Raw genomic sequence first — 23,522 nt, 5'->3', positions numbered from 1 at the left:
TTTTATCTTTTAGACCAAGTTCTCTTCATAAAGAGAAGTAAGATTGGGTAAATCTCCAAACGCCCTGCAATCATTGCAAAGGAGAGGAGAATTTTTGAGATAGGACTAAAGATTGAGAAACTAGAAGTAGTTCCTAGAATAGGTCCTATATTATTGAAACAGCTAAAGACAGCACTGGTAACGACCAGAAAATCATTGCTATCTAGGCTGACAATAAAGATAAGCGCAAGCAAAATCATAGCATAGATGACAAAGTACTTGAGAATCTTATGCTGGGTATCCTTATCAATCACCGTTTTATTAACATGGAGGGTCAAAACACGGTGGGGAGATAGGATTGACAAAATTTGATTTTTGGCAATTTTTGAAAGGATAAGGCCTCGAATAACCTTGAGTCCACCTGCGGTTGAACCAGCAGAACCACCGATTCCCATGAGGAAAAGGAGGATAAATTGGGAGAAGAGGGGCCAGTTAGTAATATCTCCATAACCAAAACCAGTCGTTGTAATGATATTGGAAACCTGGAAGAAGGCCATTTCAAAGCTCTTGGAAAATCCTGGGTAGAGATAGAGGGTATTAAGGCTAATCAAGCTTGTAGAAAGCAGCACGATGACCAAGTAAGCACGAAGTTCCTCGTCACCAAAGAAGGCTTTGATGCGACGGAGCATGAGGTAGTAGTAGAGATTGAAATTTACCCCAAAAACCAGAACTCCGATACTAACCAGATAGGTAATCAGTGAGCTGCCATAGTGGGCAATCCCGTCGTTATAGACGGTAAAGCCTCCTGTACCTGCTGTCCCCATAGCAATGACAAAACTATCAAATAGGGGCATGCCAGCCAGATAATAGATGATGACAAAGAGGGAGAAGAGAGCTAGATAAAGGAGATAGAGAATCTGGGCAGTGTTTTTTAGTTTGGATACTACTTTGCCAAAAACAGGGCCAGGAACCTCAGCCTTCATCACTTCTAGGTGGCTATTCTTGGCATTGTCCATAATAGCAAGTGCAAAAACAAGCACCCCCATCCCTCCAATTAAGTGGGTAAAACTTCGCCAGAAGAGGAGGGAACGACTGAGAACAGAAACGTCGTTCAGAATAGTTGCTCCAGTAGTTGTAAAGCCAGAACTGATTTCAAAAAAGGCATCGATAACGCTGGGAATTTGTCTAGCAAAGACAAAGGGGAGACCACCAAAGAAGGACCAAAGGATCCAACAGAGGGCAACAATCAAGACTCCCTCCTTGGCATAAATCCGTTGATTTTTTGGCTTTTGTAAAATTCCTGAACCGCCTAGTAATACGAGAATCCCAATCGTTGTAAAGAGGGCTGTAAAGACTTGGCTCGATTCACGGTAATAGATAGCAACAGCTACAGGAACCAAAAGAAGAACAGCTTCAATCAAAAGTAATTTTGAAAGGAGGTAACGAATCATACTTTTATTCATTTCTTACCTCGCAATCAAGTCATAAATCTTGGTGATGTTTGGCAACAAAGTTGTTACTAGGAGCTTGTCTCCAACTTCCAGCATATCCTCTCCTGTTGGGAAAATAGTCTTGCCTTTTCGAATGATAGCTGCAATAAGAATCCCTTTTTTCAGTTTTAGTTGAGAAAGAGGTTTGGCAGTCATTTTATTAGCTTCCTTGATATGGAATTGCAGGGTTTCGATTTGGCCATTGGCTAGATGGTGCATGGCTTGAAGGTCTGAATACTGGGCATTAACACGACCACGAATAAAGTGCATAATCGTATCTACAGCGATGCTTTTAGGTGTGATGATACTTGAAAAATCAGGCGCATTGATAATCTCAAGGAGACTGGTGCGATTGACCTTGGTGATATTTTTCTGTACACCTACCCTGTCAAGGAACATAGAGGTAATCAGATTTTCCTCATCGACTCCTGTTAGAGTCGCAACGGCATCATAGTTTTGAGCACTTTCTTCCAGCAGGATATCTTTTGCGGTACCATCTCCTTGAACGATGTAGAGATTTGGGAATTTCTCGCTAAAGAAGCTGGCGATTTCAGGATTGATTTCAATAACCTTGGTATCGATACGACTGTCTTTGAGGATACCTAATAGATAATAGGCAATTCTACCAGCTCCAACAATAAGAAGACTCTTCACGGCACGAGACTTGAAATAATTATGGAAGAGCATCATGTCAACACGGTTACCAGTGACAAAGATTCTATCTTTATCCTGTACAGTCATGTCACCGCTTGGAATGATAATTTGATGTTCCCTTTCTATCGCACAGACAATGACATTGCCAAATTTTTTCCGAAAATCAGAAATGGGCATTTGGCAAAGACCACTGGAGGATTTAACAGCGAATTCCATCAAGCTGACCCGTCCACCAAAGAAACGTTCGACAGAGAGGGAGTTGGGGAAGTCAATGATATTAGCAATAGCACGGGCAGCCAAGAGCTCAGGATTAACGATAAGAGAAAAACCGAGAATATTCTTTTCCTTGAAATAAGAGTTAGAATATTCAGGGTTCCGCACCCGAACGATGGTCTCTTTAGCTCCCATTTTTTTTGCTAGAACGGCTGCAATCATGTTCACTTCATCGTATTCAGTCAGGGCGATAAAGATATCACAATCCTGGACGCTGGCTTGCTCAAGGATGGTAAAATCGGCCCCGTTACCAAGGATGCCTATGATATCAAAGCGATTGACAATATGATTGAGGACAGATTCGTCTTGCTCAATCAGCAAAACATCATGCTTTTCTGCAACCAAGGAGCGACAGAGGGCAGAACCAACTTTTCCCCCTCCGACAAGGATAATTTTCATAATAAAACCTACTTCTTCATTATGTAACTATCATACCTTTTTTCAAGAAAAAATGCACCTACTAGCTAATCACCAGAGTTTTTAGTAGGAAATTTGCTATAAGGTAAAACTATACCCTAACCAATTGAAATAGCTATTAGCTACTTTCTAGAAAATATGGTATGATAAAGGATACACAAGGAGATAAAATGAATAATAATTTACTGGTATTACAATCAGACTTTGGTCTGGTTGATGGTGCGGTATCGGCTATGATTGGAGTGGCTTTAGAAGAATCTCCAACCTTAAAAATTCATCACTTGACGCACGATATCACGCCTTATAATATTTTTGAGGGGAGTTACCGTCTCTTTCAGACGGTGGATTACTGGCCTGAGGGAACGACATTTGTATCGGTGGTCGATCCAGGTGTCGGCTCGAAACGTAAGAGTGTGGTTGCCAAGACTGCAAAAAATCAATACATTGTCACGCCAGATAATGGGACGCTTTCTTTTATCAAGAAACATGTTGGTATTGTAGCCATTCGTGAGATTTCTGAAGTGGCCAATAGACGTCAAAATACAGAGCATTCTTATACCTTCCACGGTCGTGATGTCTATGCCTATACTGGTGCTAAACTGGCCAGTGGTCACATTTCTTTTGAGGAAGTGGGACCAGAGCTCAGTGTGGATCAGATTGTGGAGCTTCCAGTCGTAGAGACCATCATTGAAGATTATCTAGTGAAGGGAGCTATTGATATTCTGGATGTGCGTTTCGGCTCGCTTTGGACCTCTATCACACGAGAAGAATTTTACAAGCTGGGACCAGCATTCGGTGATCGTTTTGAGGTGACTATCTATCATGCAGATATGCTGGTCTATCAAAATCAGGTTGTTTATGGCAAATCATTTGCAGATGTGAGAATTGGGCAACCCATCCTTTACATCAACTCTCTCTATCGTTTAGGTCTGGCTATCAACCAAGGTTCCTTTGCCAAAGCTTACAATGTGGGTGTCGGTTCATCTTGGACCATTGAAATAAAGAAAATAGAATCATAAAATAGGAGAATATAGATGAAAAATCAATCAATTAAACAAGTTGTTGCTGTCGGAATTGGCGCGGCCCTCTTTGTCGTCATCGGGATGATCAACATTCCGACCCCTGTTCCAAATACAAGCATCCAGCTTCAGTATGCGGTACAAGCGCTACTTTCTATTATTTTTGGACCGATTATCGGTTTGCTTGTCGGGTTGATTGGTCATGCAATCAAGGACTCTCTTGCTGGTTACGGTCTGTGGTGGACTTGGATTATTGCTAGCGGGCTCTTTGGTCTAGCTGTGGGGCTATTTAGAAAGTACGTTCGTGTAATCAATGGTGTCTTTGACTGGAAAGATATTCTCATTTTTAACCTCATTCAACTACTTGCAAATGCCCTTGTTTGGGGTGTCTTGGCACCACTTGGAGATGTTGTGATTTATCAAGAAGCGGCAGAAAAAGTATTTGCACAAGGAATTGTTGCGGGAATTGCTAATGGTGTATCTGTAGCTATTGCAGGAACTCTTCTCTTGCTTGCCTATGCAGGAACTCAAACTCGTGCAGGAAGTTTGAAAAAGGACTAATACTCTTCGAAAATCTCTTCAAACCACGTCAGCTCTATCTGCAACCTCAAAACAGTGTTTTGAGCAACTTGTGGCTAGCTTCCTGGTTTGCTCTTTGATTTTCATTGAGTATAAAATGATGGGGAAGGCTGGGTAACCAGTCTTTTTGCTGTTTATAGGCTAGTCGGGTAAGCAATTTAGGATAGGAATTTTTTGGCGCTAAGATTTTAAGAGAAGAGACTGCAAGAAGGGGTAGATTTATGATAAAATAGAAGTCTAATACTCTGCGAAAATCTCTTCAAACCGCGTCAGCTCTATCTGCAACCTCAAAACAGTGTTTTGAGCAACCTACGGCTAGCTTCCTGGTTTGCTCTTTGATTTTCATTGAGTAGAAGAAGCGAATGAAGAGAGTAAGATGAAAGAAGCTATAATTGAGTGGAAGGATTTCTCTTTCCGGTATGAAACACAACAAGAACCGACCTTGCAAGGGGTGGACTTGACCATTTACAAGGGAGAGAAAGTCTTAATTGTTGGGCCATCTGGGTCAGGTAAGTCTACCTTGGGTCAGTGTTTGAATGGGATTATTCCCAATATTTACAAGGGTCAGATGTCTGGAGAATTTTTGATCAAGGGGCAAGCAGCCTTTGATATGAGCATCTACGATAAATCTCATCTGGTCAGTACAGTTTTGCAGGATACAGATGGGCAGTTTATCGGTTTATCCGTGGCAGAGGACTTGGCTTTTGCTCTGGAAAATGATGTGACAGTTCTAGATGACATGAAAAGTCGTGTTCATAAATGGGCTGAAAAGCTGGACCTTATCCCTTTACTAGCTCAGCGTCCCCAGGATTTGTCAGGTGGACAAAAGCAGCGGGTCAGTCTGGCTGGTGTCTTGATTGATGAAAGTCCGATTCTCTTGTTTGATGAGCCACTCGCCAATCTGGATCCCAAGTCAGGTCAGGATATTATCGAATTGATTGATCAGATTCATAAGGAGGAGGGGACGACGACCCTTATTATTGAGCACCGTTTGGAGGACGTTCTGCATCGTCCTGTGGATCGGATTGTCTTGATAAACGATGGCCGTATCCTCTTTAATGGGAGTCCTGATCAGTTATTGGCGACTGATTTGTTGACCCAAAATGGGATTCGCGAACCCCTTTATCTAACTACTTTACGTCAATTAGGTGTGGATTTAGCTAAGGAAGAACAATTAGCAAATTTGGACAACTTGTCCATCTCAAAAGGTCAGGTTCAGTTGCAGAATGAACTGGCAAAAGAAACCCCAGAATTGCAGTCACTCTTTAAATTAGAGGATGTATCTTTTTCTTATGATGATAGACCGATTTTGAAATCCATTCATCTGGATATTAAAAAAGGTGAAAAGATTGCTATTGTCGGAAAAAATGGAGCAGGGAAGTCAACCCTAGCCAAGGCCTTAAGTAGCTTTATTCAGACGGAGGGGCGCTATCTTTGGGAAGAACAGGATATCAAAGGAGATTCTGTTGCAGAGCGGGCGGAACGAGTAGGCTATGTGCTGCAAAATCCCAATCAAATGATTTCAACCAATATGATTTTTGATGAGGTGGCTCTAGGACTTCGTTTGCGAGGTGTAGACGAGCAGGAAATTGAAACGAGAGTCTATGAAACTTTGAAAATCTGTGGTCTCTATGAATTCCGTAATTGGCCTATTTCTGCCCTGTCATTTGGGCAGAAAAAACGTGTGACTATTGCATCGATTTTGGTTTTAGGGGCTGAAATTATCCTCTTAGATGAACCGACAGCAGGTCAAGACCAGAAGAACTATACTGAGATTATGGAATTTCTTGAAGAACTGCATCAAAAAGGGCATACCATTGTCATGATTACCCATGATATGCAATTGATGCTGGATTATTCAGATCGGGCCCTTGTCATGGTGGATGGGGAATTGATTGCTGATACTGATCCAGCTAGTCTGTTGAGCAATCCTGAGCTGTTAGTAAAAGCCAACCTAAAAGAAACTTCAATCTTTAACTTGGCCAAGAAACTAGACGTGGATCCACTTGCTTTAACGGCATTTTACAAAGAAAGGAGAGAAGGATGCAAGCTAAATTAATCGGTTACCAGCATAGAGATACTGTTATTCATCGCTTGTCAGGAGCTGGGAAACTTCTCTTTTTCATTCTCGTGTCATTGGCTGCCATGATTAGTTATGATACCAGACTGCTTGTTCTGATTGCCATTTTTTCGGTCTTTCTTCTCTATCTGTCAGAAATACGCTTTAAAGATGTTTCCTTTGTAGCTGTTTTTGCGACGGTATTTGCCGTTTTAAACGTCTTGATGGTCTATCTCTTTTCTCCTGAGTATGGGGTTGGACTTTACGGAGAGAGAAGTGTGATTTGGCAGGGAATCGGTGCCTACACTCTGACCAGTCAAGAGCTCTTTTATCTGCTAAATCTGGCCATTAAGTACCTTTGCACCATTCCTCTGGCTATTATCTTTTTGATGACAACCCACCCTAGTCAGTTTGCTTCCAGTTTAAATCAAATCGGTGTGCCTTATAAGATTACCTATTCTGTCAGTCTGACCTTGCGCTATATTCCAGATTTGCAGGAAGAATTCTTTACTATCAAGATGTCTCAGGAGGCGCGTGGGATGGAATTATCCAAGAAAGCTTCTCTTATGCAACGAATCAAAGGCAATCTGCGCATTATCACTCCCTTGATTTTTAGCTCGCTAGAACGCATTGATACCATTGCGACCGCCATGGAACTTCGCCGCTTTGGAAAAGAGAAAAAGCGCACTTGGTATAGTTATCAGGCCTTGAAAAAAGGAGATTATCTTACCTTGCTCTTGGCAGCATTGTTTTTAGTAGCTAGTTTACTACTTATCTTGCAGAATCAAGGACGATTTTACAACCCTTGGAAATAGTATTGTCAAAGTTTTCATTAGATAAGTAAAGAGAAATTATTCTATAACTTTTTATTGATAGATTGTATGAGAAATAAAGTTAACAATTGTATGCTTGAAACTTTTTGACAAAATATGAATTAGTTTGAATACTTTATAGTAGAATTTACACTACAAAATCAAAGTTATTCAAATATAATCATTTTCAACTAAGTTCAGTGTCATAATGTAGAGACGATATAAAATAGTAAAAGTACTTAATTTAAATCGTGTTAATTTCACTTTGTTTAAACATGAGAAAATTTGAATGTAGATAATGATGGGAGAGGATTTGTAATGATCAGTTTAGAGCTGTTGTCTGAAGAAAATAGTTTAGACGTCTATTCTTTTGAAAAAGAAAATCGAGAGTATTTTGAACGAAATTTATCTCCTAGACCAGCTAACTATTTTGATTTAGAAGGTTTTAAAGAAATTACGAGGGAGTTGTTAAGGGAACAAGAGAATCGGGATGTCTACATGCATCTTATCAGAGATTCGCAAGGCGTTATGGTCGGAAGAATTAATTTAAGTGTTTTAGAGAATAATCGAAAAACAGCAGAGCTTGGGTATAGGATTGGGGAAAATGTTAGCAATTTAGGTTATGCCAGCGAAGCGGTTAAACTCGTTTTAGAAAAAGCCTTCACGACTTATGGTTTCAATAGAATCATTGCAGGAACGGCAACAGGTAATCTAGCCTCTCAGAGGGTGCTTTTAAAAAATGGCTTCACCTTTAGTAGGGTTATAGAAAATGACTTACAAATTCATAATGAGTGGATTCATACAGCAGTATTTGAGATAACGAGGTCATAATATCATCATTCCCAGTCCACAGATAGGTATAAAAGAGTAAGCAATTTTTGCAGATATTTAAGAATTTTCCCCTAGAAACCCTTGGAAATAGCTTGAAAAAATTGAAAAAATCAAGTCGTTTCTATTGACAATGATTCTGAAAGTGTTATACTAAGAAAGTAGTTTCGCTGATTTACTTCAAACCTGTTGTGAGGTAAGTTAACGATGCCTTAACCACGCTGTTTGCTGAGCTTGACTCCGGGCAGTGTGGCTATTTTTTTGCAATGGTGAAAGGAAGCAAGTCATGACAAATCACATTGTATTATTTGAACCTCAAATTCCACAAAATACAGGCAATATCGCGCGTACTTGCGCTGCGACCAATTCTCCCCTCCACATCATCAAGCCAATGGGCTTTCCTATTGACGACCGCAAGATGAAGCGAGCTGGATTGGATTATTGGGATAAGCTAGAGATTTATTTTTACGAGAGTTTGGAGGATTTCATGTCTCAGATGAAGGGAAAACTCTATCTGATTTCTAAATTCGCGGAAAAAGTCTATTCTGAGGTGGATTTATCGACTAACGAAGGCCATTATTTTCTCTTTGGACGTGAAGATAAGGGCTTGCCTGAGGACTTTATGCGAGAACATCCTGAGAAAGCTCTCCGTATTCCTATGAATGATGAACATGTCCGCAGTCTCAATGTGTCTAATACCGTCTGCATGATTGTCTACGAAGCCCTCCGCCAGCAGAACTTTGCAGGTCTTGAGCTCGTTCATACATATGAAGCAGATAAATTGAAATAAAAAATGAAAATGAACAAAATGCTTGCGCTTGCAAGCGTTTTTTGTTATGATAAAAGAGTCTTCAGGGCAGGGTGTGATTCCCGACCGGCGGTGACTTTAACTAGGAAATGATCTTTTCCTTCTCTTTAAAGAAGTCCGCGAGCGCAAGCTGATGTGGTGAGATTCCACAACCGACAGTATAGTCTGGATGGGAGAAGACGAAAGAATAGCTTTGTCTGTTCTGATAGATTTATAGCTAAATTGTAACCGTTTGCTCAATAGAGTGCGAGGGAACTTTTGGGGTATAAAAAGTGAGAATAGATAGGGGAATCCTTTCTAACTTCTTCTGATTTTATAGAAAATTGGAGGAACCTGTTATGACAAACACACGTCGACTTTCGACCATTGCGATTCTATCAGCCATCTCATTTGTGCTGATGTACTTTGACTTTCCGCTTTTGCCAGCGGCGTCCTTCCTCAAGATCGAATTTAGTATCTTGCCAGTCCTTGTGGGTCTGGTGGTCATGGATTTGCCTGCTGCTCTAGGAATTCTCTTGCTTCGCTCACTCTTGAAATTGCTTCTTAATAGTCAAGGAGTGAATACTTACATTGGTTTGCCGATGAATATCGTAGCTTTGGGAGTTTTTGTCATCGTATTTGCTTTGATTTGGAAAAAGGAACGGACAACTCTTCGTTTCCTACTAGGCTCTCTAGCTGGGACTATTGGTTTAACCGTGGCTATGTTGGTTCTTAACTATGTTTACGCTGTTCCTTTGTACGCTAAGTTTGCTAACTTTGATATTGGAAAAATTTTGGGACTTTCCAACTACCTAATGACCATGGTATTACCTTTTAACTTGATTGAGGGTGTAATCTTTTCCGTTTCATTCTGGTTGTTGTACGTCCTTTTGAAACCAACCTTAAAACACTATGAAAGATAAACAAACATTTTTAATGAAGGGCAGTTTTGCCCTTTTACTTTTCGTTATTCTTGGCTACATGGTCAAATTTTACCCTGAAACGCTGGTCGGTTTTGACCAACCGATACAGACTGCCGTTCGAGGAGACTTACCAGATTATTTGACTATTCTCTTCCGAGCCATTACACGCCTGATTGATATCCCAGTGATTATCACTTGGGTTGTCATTACAGCTTTTGTCTTTTATCGTAAGAGGTGGAAGATAGAAAGTTTCTTCATGCTGGGAAATCTGGCTTTGGCAGCTCTTTTAATCGTGACCTTTAAAAATATCTACCAGCGCCCACGACCAGCTATTTTACACTTGGTTGAGGAGAAGGGATTTTCCTTCCCAAGCGGCCATTCTCTGGCTGTAACCTTGATGGTCGGCTCTCTGATTGTCATTCTCGGTCAACGGATTAAAAATCCAGTCTGGAGAAAAATCGTACAAATCGTCCTTGGCCTCTACCTAGTCAGTGTGTTGGTATCAAGGGTCTATCTGGGAGTTCATTATCCATCAGACGTTCTTGCCAGTCTCTGTGTCGGCTTGGGAGTCTTGTTTATAGAGTTTCCCTTTTATGACGAGCTACGCTTCCAATGGCGATTTAAAGGCAAGCAGAAGTGAGATAGGTCTTGCAAGAATGGTAAAAATCTGATAAACTATACAGTAATTGAATAGAAATCTGCAAGACTAGTAACTCAAGGGAAGTATATCAGGGAGGAGAGCCGTGACTGCAAGCTCTCTATATGAAAGCTGGGTGAATTCACTTGCGCATGGATTTAGAAATGAAGGTCTGACTTGTCAGATGAAAACGGATGGTACCGCGTGTCAACGCTCCGAGTGGAGTTTTTGGCATGTGGTTTTCTTTTTATCTACGAGAGACTGATGGAGGAATTATGTCAACTATTGAAGAACAATTAAAAGCGCTTCGTGAAGAAACGCTGGCTAGCTTGAAGCAGATTACTGCTGAAAATAAAAAAGAGATGCAAGAATTGCGTGTCTCTGTCCTTGGTAAAAAAGGTTCGCTTACTGAAATCCTCAAAGGGATGAAAGACGTCTCTGCTGAGATGCGTCCAATTATCGGGAAACACGTCAATGAAGCGCGTGATGTCTTGACAGCTGCTTTTGAAGAAACAGCTAAGCTCTTGGAAGAAAAGAAAGTCGCAGCTCAATTAGCTAGTGAGAGCATTGATGTGACACTTCCAGGTCGTCCAGTTGCGACTGGTCACCGTCATGTTCTCACACAAACAAGTGAAGAAATCGAAGATATTTTCATCGGTATGGGGTATCAAGTCGTGGATGGTTTTGAAGTGGAGCAAGACTACTACAACTTTGAGCGTATGAACCTTCCAAAAGACCACCCAGCCCGTGATATGCAGGACACTTTCTACATCACAGAAGAAATCTTACTTCGTACCCACACGTCTCCAGTTCAGGCGCGTGCTATGGACGCCCATGATTTTTCAAAAGGTCCTTTGAAAATGATTTCACCAGGGCGTGTGTTCCGTCGTGATACAGATGATGCGACCCACAGTCACCAGTTCCACCAAATCGAAGGTTTGGTTGTTGGGAAAAATATCTCTATGGCCGATCTTCAAGGAACGCTTCAGTTGATTGTCCAAAAAATGTTTGGTGAAGAGCGCCAGATTCGTTTGCGGCCATCTTACTTCCCATTCACTGAGCCATCTGTTGAGGTGGACGTTTCATGCTTTAAGTGTGGTGGAGAAGGCTGTAACGTATGTAAGAAAACAGGTTGGATCGAAATTATGGGTGCCGGTATGGTTCACCCACGTGTCCTTGAAATGAGTGGCATCGATGCGACTGTTTACTCTGGCTTTGCCTTTGGTCTTGGACAAGAGCGTGTAGCTATGCTCCGTTACGGAATCAACGATATCCGTGGATTCTATCAAGGAGATGTCCGTTTCTCAGAACAGTTTAAATAAGATTGAAACCTGAAACGCAGTCCTATACAGTTCTAGTCATTTTCTCTAGATGAGAATGGCAAAGACTGACTCGAAGAAAAAGAAAGGAATTGAAAAGGTCCCGCTTGGTGGGATCTTACAATTAGAATTATGCTTGTATCTTATAAATGGTTAAAAGAATTGGTGGACATTGATGTGCCATCACAAGAGTTGGCTGAAAAAATGTCAACTACAGGGATAGAGGTAGAAGGTGTGGAATCACCGGCCGCCGGTCTCTCAAAAATTGTCGTCGGTGAGATCTTGTCTTGCGAAGATGTGCCAGAAACTCACCTTCATGTTTGTCAGGTTAACGTTGGCGAAGAAGAAGCACGTCAAATTGTTTGTGGTGCACCGAATGTGCGTGCTGGTATTAAGGTCATGGTGGCTCTTCCAGGAGCTCGTATCGCTGACAATTACAAGATCAAAAAAGGGAAAATCCGTGGCTTAGAGTCACTTGGGATGATCTGTTCACTTGGTGAATTGGGAATTTCTGATTCAGTTGTGCCTAAGGAATTCGCAGATGGCATCCAAATCTTGCCAGAAGATGCTGTTCCTGGGGATGAAGTCTTCTCATACTTAGACTTGGATGATGAAATCATCGAACTTTCTATCACACCAAACCGTGCAGACGCCCTTTCTATGCGTGGGGTGGCTCACGAAGTAGCAGCTATCTATGATAAGGCAGTCAACTTTAAAGAATTTACTCTTTCAGAAACTGACCAAGCTGCAGCAGATGCTCTTTCTGTGGGCATTGAGACAGACAAGGCGCCTTACTATGCCGCTCGTATCTTGGATAATGTTACTATCGCACCAAGTCCACAATGGTTGCAAAATCTTCTTATGAACGAAGGAATCCGTCCAATCAATAACGTAGTGGATGTGACCAACTACATCCTTCTCTACTTTGGTCAACCAATGCATGCCTTTGACTTGGATACCTTTGAAGGAAATGACATTCGTGTGCGTGAAGCGCGTGCTGGTGAAAAATTAGTGACTTTAGATGGTGAAGAACGTGATTTGGACGTGAATGACCTAGTCATCACTGTCGCAGACAAGCCAGTAGCTCTTGCAGGTGTTATGGGTGGTCAAGCAACAGAAATCTCTGAAAAATCTAGTCGTGTTGTCCTTGAAGCTGCTGTTTTCAATGGCAAATCTATCCGTAAGACAAGTGGTCGCCTGAACCTTCGTTCTGAATCATCTTCTCGCTTTGAAAAAGGGATTAATGTGGCAACTGTTAACGAAGCCCTTGATGCGGCGGCTAGCATGATTGCAGAACTTGCAGGTGCGACGGTGCGTAAAGGTATCGTTTCAGCGGGTGAGCTTGATACCTCTGATGTGGAAGTTTCTTCAACTCTTGCTGATGTTAACCGTGTCCTCGGAACTGATCTTTCTTATGCTGATGTAGAAGACGTCTTCCGTCGTCTTGGCTTTGGTCTTTCTGGAAATGCAGACAGTTTTACAGTCAGCGTCCCACGCCGTCGCTGGGATATCACCATCGAAGCAGACCTCTTTGAAGAAATCGCTCGTATCTATGGATATGACCGCTTGCCAACTAGCCTTCCAAAAGACGATGGTACAGCTGGTGAATTGACTGCGACACAAAAACTCCGCCGTCAGGTTCGTACGATTGCTGAAGGAGCAGGTTTGACAGAAATCATCACCTATGCTCTAACAACTCCTGAAAAAGCAGTTGAGTTTACGGCTCAACCAAGTAACCTTACTGAACTCATGTGGCCAATGACAGTGGACCGTTCTGTCCTCCGTCAAAATATGATCTCAGGTATCCTAGATACAGTTGCTTACAACGTAGCTCGTAAGAACAAAAACTTGGCACTTTACGAGATTGGAAAAGTCTTTGAACAAACAGGTAATCCAAAAGAAGAACTTCCAAATGAGATCAACAGCTTTGCCTTTGCCTTGACCGGCTTGGTTGCTGAAAAAGATTTCCAAACAGCAGCAGTTCCAGTTGATTTCTTCTATGCTAAAGGAATCCTTGAAGCGCTCTTTACTCGCTTGGGACTAGAAGTGACCTATACAGCTACAGCTGAAATTGAAAGCCTCCACCCAGGTCGTACAGCAGTCATTTCACTAGGTGACCAAGTTCTTGGTTTCCTTGGTCAAGTGCATCCAGTCGCTGCTAAGGCTTACGATATTCCAGAAACGTATGTAGCTGAGCTCAACCTTTCAGCCATTGAAGCAGCGCTTCAACCTGCTGCTCCATTTGTGGAAATCACCAAATTCCCAGCAGTCAGCCGTGACGTGGCTCTACTCCTCAAGGCAGAAGTGACCCACCAAGAAGTTGTGGACGCTATCCAAGCTGCCGGTGTGAAACGTTTGACAGATATCAAACTCTTTGACGTCTTCTCAGGTGAGAAATTGGGACTTGGTATGAAGTCAATGGCCTATAGCTTGACTTTCCAAAATCCAGAAGATAGCTTAACGGACGAAGAAGTCGCACGCTATATGGAAAAAATCCAAGCATCGCTCGAAGAAAAAGTCAATGCAGAAGTGCGTTAAAGTATCAATCCATCCTTTGGGGTGGATTTTTGCTTTTCAAATAACAATTCAGGATCAAAAATAGACAGTTGAGGAACAGAGAAGATAAATTGGAGTTTACCAGTGTATAATGTACTCATAACTCAAAGTACTCTAAGATTTTTTACTAAAATGAGGATGATAAAAATGGACATAAACCATTGTAAAGGCTATCAAAAAGGAGTATAATGAGTGCAAGACATTTCGGAGGTGAAAGATGCTAGAAGTAAGAAGTCTAGAGAAAAGTTTTGGATCCAAGCAAGTTTTGTTTGGTATTGACTTTCAAGCGCGACCAGGTCGTATTTTGGGATTAGTCGGGAAAAATGGTGCTGGGAAGACAACGATTTTCCACAGTATTTTGAAGTTTTTAGAATATCAAGGAGAAATTAGTCTGGATGGTCAGGATATTCGTCAGGAAACCTACGCTCGGATTGGCTATCTGCCTGAAGAACGCAGTCTCATGCCTAAATTGACAGTCCTTGAACAAGTTCGCTACTTGGCGACTCTAAAAGGTATGGATGCCAAGGAGGTCAAGGAAAAACTCCCTCAATGGATGAAGAGGTTGGAAGTGAAAGGAAAGCTGACAGATAAAATCAAGAGCCTGTCAAAAGGAAATCAGCAGAAGATTCAGCTCATCATTACTCTGATTCATGAGCCAGACTTGATTATCTTGGATGAGCCTTTCAGTGGCTTGGATCCAGTCAATACTGAATTGCTCAAGCAAGTCATCTTTCAGGAAAAAGAGCGCGGAGCAACCATTATCTTTTCTGACCATGTCATGACCAACGTCGAGGAGCTTTGTGACGATATTCTCATGATTCGAGATGGCCGTGTGGTCTTGCATGGACCAGTTCAGGATGTCCGCAATCAATACGGGAAAACGCGTCTCTTTGTTTCAAGTGAACGAAGCAAGGAAGAATTGGAAAATCTTCCTCATGTCAAGCAGGTAAGTTTGACCAAACAAGGCAGTTGGAAATTGATCTTAGAGGATGAGAGCGCTGGAAGGGAACTCTTCCCAATCTTGACTCAGGGGCAATACATCGCAACCTTTGACCAGCAAGCGCCAACAATTGATGAAATCTTTAAACTAGAATCAGGGGTGGAAGTATGAGAAATATGTGGGTTGTAATGAAGGAAACCTATCTTCGACATGTCAAATCGTGGAGTTTCTTCTTTATGGTGATTTCGCCGTTCCTCTTTTTAGCCTTATCTGTAGGAATTGGCTATCTCCAAGGATCTTCTATGGCTCAGAGTGGCAAGATAGCAGTAGTCAGCACTGTTCCAGCTGTGACAGACAGTCTTAAATCTACCAATGGTCTCAATTTTGATTATCAGGATGAAGCCAGTGCCCAAGCTGCTATCAAGGATGAAAAATTAAAAGGCTATCTGACCATTGACCAAGAGGATAGTGTCTTGAAGGCAGTTTATCACGGTGAAACTTCCCTTGAGATTGCTATTAAGCTAGGAGTAACGAGCAAGTTAAATGAGCTTCAAGATCAACTCAATCGTTCGGCAGCCAATTTGTCACAAGAACAGGAAAAACGCTTGGGACAAACAGTTAACTTTACGGAGAAAATTGATGAATCCAAGGAAAATAAAAAAATGATTCAAACCTTTGCGGCCGCAGGGCTTGGTTTCTTCCTTTATATGATTTTGATTACCTATGCTAGTGTCACTGCTCAGGAAGTGGCTAGCGAGAAAGGAACCAAAATTATGGAGGTGGTCTTCTCTAGTATCCGTGCTAGTCATTATTTCTACGCTCGCATGCTGGCTCTGCTTCTTGTGATTTTGACCCATATTGGCATTTACGTCGTGGGTGGAATTGCTGCCATTCTTCTCTTTAAAGACCTACCAATCTTGGCACAATCTGGTATTTTAAACCATATAGGAGAGGCTTTCTCGCTCAACACCTTATTGTTTGTCTTGGTTAGCCTCTTTATGTACGTTGTTTTAGCAGCCTTCCTAGGCTCTATGGTTTCTCGCCCTGAGGATGCAGGAAAAGCCTTGTCGCCTTTGATGATTTTGATTATAGGTGGTTTTTTTGGAGTGACAGCTCTAGGTACAGCTGGTGACAATCTCATCTTGAAGATTGGTTCATATATTCCCTTTATTTCGACTTTCTTCATGCCGTTTAGAGCTATTAATGGTTATGCAAATGGGTTAGAAACTTGGATTTCGCTTGCTATTACGCTTGCTTTTGCAGTAACGGCAACAGTCTTTATCGGACGTATGTATGCTAGCCTCGTTCTGCAAACAGATGATTTAGGTCCTTGGAAAACCTTTAAACGTGCCTTATCTTATAAATAGAAGAGCCTCGCGAAAGCGAGGTTTTTTAGAGATAAAAAGAGTGGAATTCAGAAAAATATTTTTCATATCTATTGACTTTTAGGGGTGAAATTTGGTATTATAGTAGGCGGTATTGTTTACCCCATTTGAAAGGCCCCGGAACCTTCCAAATACTTTTCGATGGGAAGGAACACCCATCACCGTAAACAAAAATCGAACTATATATAGGAGAAATCATGAACAAAACAACATTTATGGCTAAACCAGGCCAAGTTGAACGTAAATGGTACGTAGTTGACGCAACTGATGTACCACTTGGACGTCTTTCTGCAGTAGTTGCTAGCGTACTTCGCGGAAAAAACAAACCAACATTTACACCACACACTGATACAGGTGACTTTGTAATTGTTATCAATGCTGAAAAAGTTAAATTGACTGGTAAAAAAGCAACTGATAAAATCTACTACACTCACTCAAACCACCCAGGTGGATTGAAACAAATCTCTGCAGGTGAACTTCGTTCTAAAAATGCAGTACGTTTGATTGAGAAATCAGTTAAAGGTATGCTTCCACACAATACTCTTGGACGCGCTCAAGGTATGAAGTTGAAAGTATTTGTTGGAGCTGAGCACACTCACGCTGCACAACAACCAGAAGTTCTTGACATTTCAGGACTTATCTAAGGAAAGGAACAATAAAGTATGTCACAAGCACAATATGCAGGTACTGGACGTCGTAAAAACGCTGTTGCACGCGTTCGCCTTGTTCCAGGAACTGGTAAAATCACTGTTAACAAAAAAGATGTTGAAGAGTACATCCCACACGCTGACCTTCGTCTTGTCATCAACCAACCGTTCGCAGTTACTTCAACTGTAGGTTCATACGACGTTTTCGTTAACGTTGTAGGTGGTGGATACGCTGGTCAATCAGGAGCTATCCGTCACGGTATCGCTCGTGCCCTTCTTCAAGTAGACCCAGACTTCCGCGATTCATTGAAACGGGCAGGACTTCTTACACGTGACTCACGTAAAGTTGAACGTAAGAAACCAGGTCTTAAGAAAGCTCGTAAAGCATCACAATTCTCAAAACGTTAATCAATACGATTATATCAACGTTTCAAAGCACTTTGCAAAAATTTTGCAAAGTGCTTTTTTGTCGATTTTTGAGCTCAAATAGCTTTGTGATAACCTTCTGATAACCTCTGAAAGTTTAGTTCCTTTAACAGAAGAGTTGGAACAAGTCGGAAAGAATATCAATTCTATAGCCCGTCTTGCAACTGTAGTTGGGAGAATAAGCTATGAGAATAAAATGGATATGTCTATTTTGATGCAAAAAATAGTTGATGTGATGGAGGAAAAAGATGTTTATTTTCAAAAGTAATATGGACAAGGATTTTGATCAGATATGCGAATACATACTGAAATTAAAGCGAGCAGAATTATTTCTTCATGGAATTAAACAACAAGATAAAACGAAGGCTCGTTTGTATCATGCGATGCTGGAATACTACGATGCTGGAATACTACGATGCTAATCATAAAAAAGAAAGACATATGAGGATTTTAAAATAAGGAAACGCGGTTAAATTGAACTGCACCCTAAAAGTTAGACAGAAAAATCTAACTTTTGGGATGATTTGAATTTTGGGGAATCCCCAAACCCCGAGTTGTTAATTTGAATGCCATAACAACAAGTCAATAATTGATTTTAATAAATTGTACTCGTGGTGCTATTTATTTTCAAAATACAATAAAAAGCTCAAAAGGACTACACTGTAAGTGTTGAAACAAACAGGAGGTTAGCCCCAATGAGCGACTTACAATATACAGGTAAATCTCATCACTTGCAATGGACTTTGAAATAATTATCAAAATTTGTCTTCAGCTATATAGTGAACAATGTCCCGAATCTTACAAACATCGTAACAATATCAGCTTGTCTAAGGTTTCAGATCAGTCTCTATTAGTTTTGCTTATTTTACAGACTGAACTAGGCATTAAATCACAACGTCATTTCTATCGGATATGCCAACTCTTTCCCTGTGGGTGTCTCCCTGAAAGAAGTCGATTTAATCGACGGTTAAGACAGCTGATTTGGTTAGTTTAAATCATTCGGCAAGCCATGAATACTCAACTTTCTCAAAATAGTATTGTCATCATCGATAGTTTTCCATTATCACTTTGTCAACCTATTCGTAATCATTGAGCATGTATTTTCCATGAACTAGGCGACATTGGATACAATTCCTCTAAGTACCGTTGGTTCTGAGGATTCAAAGTACATCTGTTGGTCACTCTATCAGGCTATATTCTGAATAACGTTGTGACACTTGTCTTAGCACATGACATTGATATTTTCATTGCGTATCTAGGATGTCCTAGTCAACGAGGTCTCAATGAACATTCTAATGGCTTATTAAGACGAAATAGACTACCGAAACAAATGGATTTTACTAATATTTCTCAAAATTATTTATCAGCTAAACTGATAAAAGAAATAGAATTCCTAAAAAGTCTTTGAATTATCAAATACCATACCAAGTTTTTCTGAGTTACATGAAAAATCTAACTTAATTTGACAATCTAGGTTCTGAATATTTCATAAAGTATTAAATAGATAAATAGTATAGAATTTTTCAAGAATTATGCTAAGCGGTATACGTAAAAAGGTGTTTCTTTAGAGGAGAGATTTGGGAGTGGGGACCTAGTTTACATTTTATAAATTTAATGTATTCATAGTGGGTTTGAGTAATGTTAAGTTATACTTAAAAATATATTTAATTAATACTTTGTGACTCTGCTTCGGTATCAATACTAGAACCTCTACAGAATTATAGTGGAATGAAGTAAAATATGAATAAACTGATTGGGAAATTCAAATAAATTTCTAGCAATATTTTAGAAGTTGCAGTTTACCACTCTAAATTCAATCAATTAAAATAAAATATGGAAGAAAAGGGTAGAGTAATTTTGAATAATTTGATATAATGAACTGTATTAATTAATGCTTTATTAAGGGGTTTCTGTTATGTTATTTAATCGTAAAGGAATAAATCAAAAGAATTGGAGAATGGTAAAAAAGGGAAGCATTTTCTTTTTGGCTGTACTCTTTTTTTAGCAACTGGTGCAATAGGATTGCAACAAACACAAGTTGTCAGAGCAGATGAAGTGGCATCTTCAGTTGTTACATCAATGAACTCGGCAGAAGATGGAGATGATAGGGATAAAGGTAAAACACCTAAAGAGGAAGTAATTAAGCAGGAAGATAATGAGATTAATTTGGGAGTCACTTCTCCATTATCAAAAAAATCTGATGAGCTCGATAAAAAAGAGGATGTAGCTAAAACAGAGGTTAATAAACAATCTTTAATCGAATTAATAGAAAAAATTAAGAATATAGACTTAAGCAAAAAAACTATAGATTCAGTAGAGAAATTGAATCTTTCTTTGTCGCGCGCACAACAACTGATGGAAAGTCCGACAGTAAGTCAAGAAGAGGTAGATAAAGAAGAGAAAGCTCTTAAAGAATCTTTTGAAAAATTAGAGGATAAACCTGAAAAAGAAAAAGCCTCAGAGTCTAGAGAAAAAACTGAGCCTCAAAAAGAAGAGAAATCAGATTTAAGCAAAGAAAAAATAGCAAAAGTAACAGAAACTGTAAATGAAATTTACAGTTTAGCTAATCAAATAAATTATGAGTTCAGCGATGCTGAGAAAGAATTAGTTAAAACAGCTGAAAAACTTTCTGAGGATAGTAACAGGGAGGACGAGGTAGAGTCGCTCCTAAAAGAAGTCACACGTCTTCGAAATAAAGTAGCAAATCGAATGACAAGAGCTCATTCTGGTAAACGTGACCCTAGAAATGGCCAACCTATTAATGGGAATGGTGAGAGTAGATTTAGGGCGGTATACTTTTTACCTACGCAAAATCAGCATGGAAGAGGAGAAGCTGGGTTAGTTAATGAAACTAGAACTGATTTGACGTATTATAATTCTGATGAGATATACTCATTTATGAGAGTGTTAGGTCAAAGAGGCCCAGGAGAACCTTTATATAAGTATGAATATGGAGAAAATAGAGGTAAGGAAGATAAATCACCATATTATTTAAAAACTGTAGGTGTTATTAGTGGTTTAGATAAGCTTAAAGGTATAACATTGAGAGTTGCTTATAAAAATCCTCGTACTGGAAAGGAAGACTTTCAGGATATCACATCTGGTGTATGGCCTGTTAATAATCCAGAAGTTAAAGCGGTTATAAGAGGTTGGCTTGGGCGTTATGATAAAACGGGAGAAGCTGTTGAACCGGGTGATTATAGAGTAACTATTGCGGCAGGAAGAAAGAACCCGGAAAATAGTATTACTTATACATTTCATGTAAAAGCTCAAAGTGAGCGTAATACGGTTAATGATTTGGCAACACCAACTTATGTAGATGATGTCCGCCATTTAACGGAAAAAGAAAAAACAGCTTTAATTAAAAAGTTTGAGGCTGCACACCCAGGAGTAGTCAATAGAGCAGTTCACATTGACTATGATCATGCTGAAGTTTCAGCTGATGGTGCAACAATGACGATTCACTTTAAAGATGGATTTGCACCTAAAACAATCCAAACAAATGCACAGAATGATGCTATAGCAAAACATCAAAGTATTACGGCATTATACGGTGACCCACACGATTTTTACAAAAATCCTAGAAATCTTGTGAAGTCAAAAACAGAAAATGAACTTCCATCTACTGTTGATGTGCAATGGAAAACACCATTTAATTTACAACAACCGGGAACACGAAATGCTGTTGTTACAGTAACTTATCAAAATGGAGCCGTTAAAGATGTATCGACACCATATACAGTGCTAGATTTTGTAGGAAAACAAGACAAACGTATTAATCAACATCAAAGTGGTGAACTTGGTGATGCTAGAAGTTATATCACTTTATCAAATGGAACAGCACCTGCGACCGATCTGACGATTCGTTGGAAAGGTGGATCTACTGTAGATACTTCAAGACCAACGGTTCATCATAAACAAATTGAAATTCTTCGTGGAAATACGACGATGAAAACAGTCGATATTCCTGTTGAGATTGTTGATAATATTAGACCGACAGTAGAAATTCCGTATGATAATCCTGGTAATCAAGAAATTTATGTATATTCACATGAAAATAATAATATTACTTTAAAAGCAAAAGATAATAATGGAAAGGTTTCTAAAGTTTACTTAGCATTTGCAGCAGATAATAGACAGGGACTAGGACAAGAAGATAATAGCTATTTAGGTGGGGGAAGCCCAGATGGCTTATATCTAACAGCAACTAAGATTAAATCTGAAACTACAGGTTCAGATGCACAACCAGCAACAATTACGGTGAGTGGGAATATTAATAATCAACCATTTGCCGGTGAAAAATCAATCACGCGTTATTTATACACCGAAGATCCCGCTGGAAATACGAACTATGAACATGTAGGTCATGCGAATGATAATGGAGCACCAGGACGTATTCGTTTTGTATGGAAACCACAAACTTTCAAATATACAGCAACTCCAAATTCTCAAACACAAACAGTTAGCTATAAAGATGAACCAAGCGCAGAAGCAAGTATCAATAAAACAGGGTTACCATCAGGGACAACCTATGCTTGGAAAACAAAACCAGATACATCAAGCCCTGGTAATAAATCAGGGGTAGTAGAAGTCACTTATCCTGATACTTCAAAAGATACTGTGAATGTAACTGTAAGTGTTCGTAAGTTGAGTGATGAATATGCTCCTACAGGAAATAAAATCGTTAGAAATCAAAATGTTCCGGTTACAAATAATGACTTAAAAGCAGCAGTTGCTATTAGTAATAACGGTAATAGTAAGGTGAAATCCGTTACTGCTGGAACGATTAGTACAGCAAATGCAGGAACTCAAACGATTAAAGCGACTGTTACTTATTTAGATAATACGACAGATCCAGTTGACATACCTTTAGAAGTAAAAGACATAACAGCTCCAACGATCACAACACCAAGTGATAGACAAAATTGGGATTTAATTGCATTGGATAGAACATTACCTTCTATAAAAGTTGCAGCTACTGATAATACAGGAGGAACTGGTGTTAAATCAACAACGGTAACGGGCTTACCAGATTTCTTAGTATATGACAATGCGACTAAGACAATTAAATTTAAAAATGGAGTTCAAGAAGTAACAAAATTACCTGTTGGACAAGATAGTAAAACTTATACTGCAACTATTCAAGTAACAGATAATGCAGACAATCCTAGTCAAAGACAATTTACGATTACCGTCAAATCAATGACAACGAAATATACTGCAACTCCTAATGTGCAAAAACAAACGGTGAGTTATGATGTAAAACCAGATGCAGGAACAAGTGTTAATAAAAATGGATTACCAGCAGGAACAACCTATACATGGGCAACAACTCCAAGTACAACAACAGGACCTGGAGATAAAGCAGGTAGCGTAACTGTAACATATCCTGATGACTCAAAAGATACCGTGAATGTAACTGTAAATGTTCGTGCACAAAAAGATGAATACAATCCACAACCAAAAGTCCAAACAGTAGACAATGGAGCAGTACCAGAAGCAAGAAACAGCATTGGCAATGTGGACAGCTTACCACCGAAAACAACGTTTGAATGGAAAGATGGCGCACCAAATACAGCCGTAGGACAACCAGGCGAAGTATCCGGAACAGTGATCGTTCGTTACCCAGATGGCACAAGCGAAGAAGTTCCAGTGAAAGTCAATGTCAAAGGACAAGCAGACACGTACAAACCAGAACCAACAGTCCAAACAGTGGACAATGGAGCAGTACCAGAAGCAAGAAACAGCATTGGCAATGTGGACAGCTTACCACCGAAAACAACGTTTGAATG

Annotated in this window: 18 protein-coding genes, 2 pseudogenes and 1 riboswitch; of the genes and pseudogenes, 18 read left to right on the top strand and 2 right to left on the bottom strand. The window is 40.1% G+C overall.

Annotated features, from left to right (window positions below; translation table 11 throughout):
• Positions 1-2 precede the first annotated feature (2 nt).
• Together N8M16_RS02625 and trkA are read right to left on the bottom strand one after the other, a co-directional pair.
• Positions 3-1,442, bottom strand: a complete 1,440-nt coding sequence (locus N8M16_RS02625; RefSeq protein ID WP_045612298.1) for a TrkH family potassium uptake protein — start codon at positions 1,440-1,442, stop codon at positions 3-5.
• A 3-nt stretch (positions 1,443-1,445) separates the two neighbouring features.
• Complete coding sequence (gene trkA, locus N8M16_RS02620; RefSeq protein WP_261069590.1) at positions 1,446-2,795, bottom strand: Trk system potassium transporter TrkA; 1,350 nt, start codon at positions 2,793-2,795, stop codon at positions 1,446-1,448.
• 188 nt (positions 2,796-2,983) lie between these two features.
• Here trkA and N8M16_RS02615 point away from each other — a divergent pair, with 188 nt between their 5' ends.
• The 18 genes and pseudogenes from N8M16_RS02615 to N8M16_RS02530 all read left to right on the top strand — a co-directional run.
• Positions 2,984-3,832, top strand: a complete 849-nt coding sequence (locus N8M16_RS02615; protein ID WP_125454398.1) for an SAM hydrolase/SAM-dependent halogenase family protein — start codon at positions 2,984-2,986, stop codon at positions 3,830-3,832.
• A gap of 15 nt (positions 3,833-3,847) precedes the next feature.
• The gene (locus N8M16_RS02610; protein ID WP_000795930.1) at positions 3,848-4,393 is read left to right on the top strand and encodes an ECF-type riboflavin transporter substrate-binding protein; all 546 of its coding nucleotides are present in this window, start codon (positions 3,848-3,850) and stop codon (positions 4,391-4,393) included.
• Between the two features lie 394 nt (positions 4,394-4,787).
• Positions 4,788-6,470 carry an ABC transporter ATP-binding protein gene (locus N8M16_RS02605; protein ID WP_261069589.1) on the top strand — a complete coding sequence of 561 codons (1,683 nt, stop codon included), beginning with the start codon at positions 4,788-4,790 and terminating at the stop codon, positions 6,468-6,470.
• Positions 6,455-7,285: an energy-coupling factor transporter transmembrane component T family protein gene (locus N8M16_RS02600; RefSeq protein ID WP_261069588.1), complete on the top strand. Its 831-nt coding sequence runs from the start codon at positions 6,455-6,457 to the stop codon at positions 7,283-7,285. The genes N8M16_RS02605 and N8M16_RS02600 overlap by 16 nt, the downstream gene beginning before the upstream one ends.
• Positions 7,286-7,600: 315 nt before the next feature.
• Positions 7,601-8,113 carry a GNAT family N-acetyltransferase gene (locus N8M16_RS02595; protein ID WP_261069663.1) on the top strand — a complete coding sequence of 171 codons (513 nt, stop codon included), beginning with the start codon at positions 7,601-7,603 and terminating at the stop codon, positions 8,111-8,113.
• Between the two features lie 283 nt (positions 8,114-8,396).
• On the top strand, positions 8,397-8,900 hold the full coding sequence (locus tag N8M16_RS02590) for a tRNA (cytidine(34)-2'-O)-methyltransferase (RefSeq protein WP_153199641.1): 504 nt from the start codon (positions 8,397-8,399) through the stop codon (positions 8,898-8,900).
• A 53-nt stretch (positions 8,901-8,953) separates the two neighbouring features.
• Positions 8,954-9,103, top strand: a riboswitch (FMN riboswitch).
• Between the two features lie 153 nt (positions 9,104-9,256).
• Positions 9,257-9,820 (top strand): ECF transporter S component, encoded by a 564-nt coding sequence (locus N8M16_RS02585; protein WP_000185823.1) that lies wholly within the window; start codon positions 9,257-9,259, stop codon positions 9,818-9,820.
• A complete protein-coding gene (locus N8M16_RS02580) occupies positions 9,810-10,460 on the top strand; it encodes a phosphatase PAP2 family protein (RefSeq protein WP_261069587.1) in 651 nt (216 codons plus the stop codon). Before N8M16_RS02585 ends, N8M16_RS02580 begins: the two co-directional genes overlap by 11 nt.
• Before the next feature lie 272 nt (positions 10,461-10,732).
• The gene (gene pheS, locus N8M16_RS02575; RefSeq protein WP_261069586.1) at positions 10,733-11,779 is read left to right on the top strand and encodes a phenylalanine--tRNA ligase subunit alpha; all 1,047 of its coding nucleotides are present in this window, start codon (positions 10,733-10,735) and stop codon (positions 11,777-11,779) included.
• Between the two features lie 129 nt (positions 11,780-11,908).
• Positions 11,909-14,314, top strand: coding sequence for a phenylalanine--tRNA ligase subunit beta (gene pheT, locus N8M16_RS02570; RefSeq protein WP_173875780.1), 2,406 nt, complete (start codon positions 11,909-11,911; stop codon positions 14,312-14,314).
• Between the two features lie 235 nt (positions 14,315-14,549).
• The gene (locus tag N8M16_RS02565) at positions 14,550-15,443 is read left to right on the top strand and encodes an ABC transporter ATP-binding protein (protein WP_000895303.1); all 894 of its coding nucleotides are present in this window, start codon (positions 14,550-14,552) and stop codon (positions 15,441-15,443) included.
• Positions 15,440-16,639 carry an ABC transporter permease gene (locus N8M16_RS02560; RefSeq protein ID WP_001245398.1) on the top strand — a complete coding sequence of 400 codons (1,200 nt, stop codon included), beginning with the start codon at positions 15,440-15,442 and terminating at the stop codon, positions 16,637-16,639. Before N8M16_RS02565 ends, N8M16_RS02560 begins: the two co-directional genes overlap by 4 nt.
• Positions 16,640-16,854: 215 nt before the next feature.
• Positions 16,855-17,301 (top strand): 50S ribosomal protein L13, encoded by a 447-nt coding sequence (gene rplM / locus N8M16_RS02555; protein WP_001044624.1) that lies wholly within the window; start codon positions 16,855-16,857, stop codon positions 17,299-17,301.
• 18 nt (positions 17,302-17,319) lie between these two features.
• Complete coding sequence (gene rpsI / locus N8M16_RS02550) at positions 17,320-17,712, top strand: 30S ribosomal protein S9 (protein ID WP_000075973.1); 393 nt, start codon at positions 17,320-17,322, stop codon at positions 17,710-17,712.
• Positions 17,713-17,848: 136 nt separating this feature from the next.
• Positions 17,849-17,998 (top strand): hypothetical protein, encoded by a 150-nt coding sequence (locus N8M16_RS02545; RefSeq protein ID WP_236564374.1) that lies wholly within the window; start codon positions 17,849-17,851, stop codon positions 17,996-17,998.
• Positions 17,979-18,189: pseudogene (locus tag N8M16_RS02540) on the top strand (hypothetical protein). The gene N8M16_RS02545 and the pseudogene N8M16_RS02540 overlap by 20 nt, the downstream one beginning before the upstream one ends.
• A gap of 236 nt (positions 18,190-18,425) precedes the next feature.
• Positions 18,426-19,191 (top strand): annotated as a pseudogene (locus N8M16_RS02535) (transposase).
• A gap of 489 nt (positions 19,192-19,680) precedes the next feature.
• On the top strand, positions 19,681-23,522 hold a 3,842-nt coding region (locus N8M16_RS02530), incomplete at its 3' end, for a Rib/alpha-like domain-containing protein (RefSeq protein ID WP_261069585.1).

This window comes from Streptococcus mitis, from assembly GCF_946188375.1.
Lineage (GTDB): Bacteria > Bacillota > Bacilli > Lactobacillales > Streptococcaceae > Streptococcus > Streptococcus mitis_CX.
The sequence above is the reverse complement of the archived record's forward strand: the minus strand, read 5'-3'. Positions and strand labels throughout refer to the sequence as shown.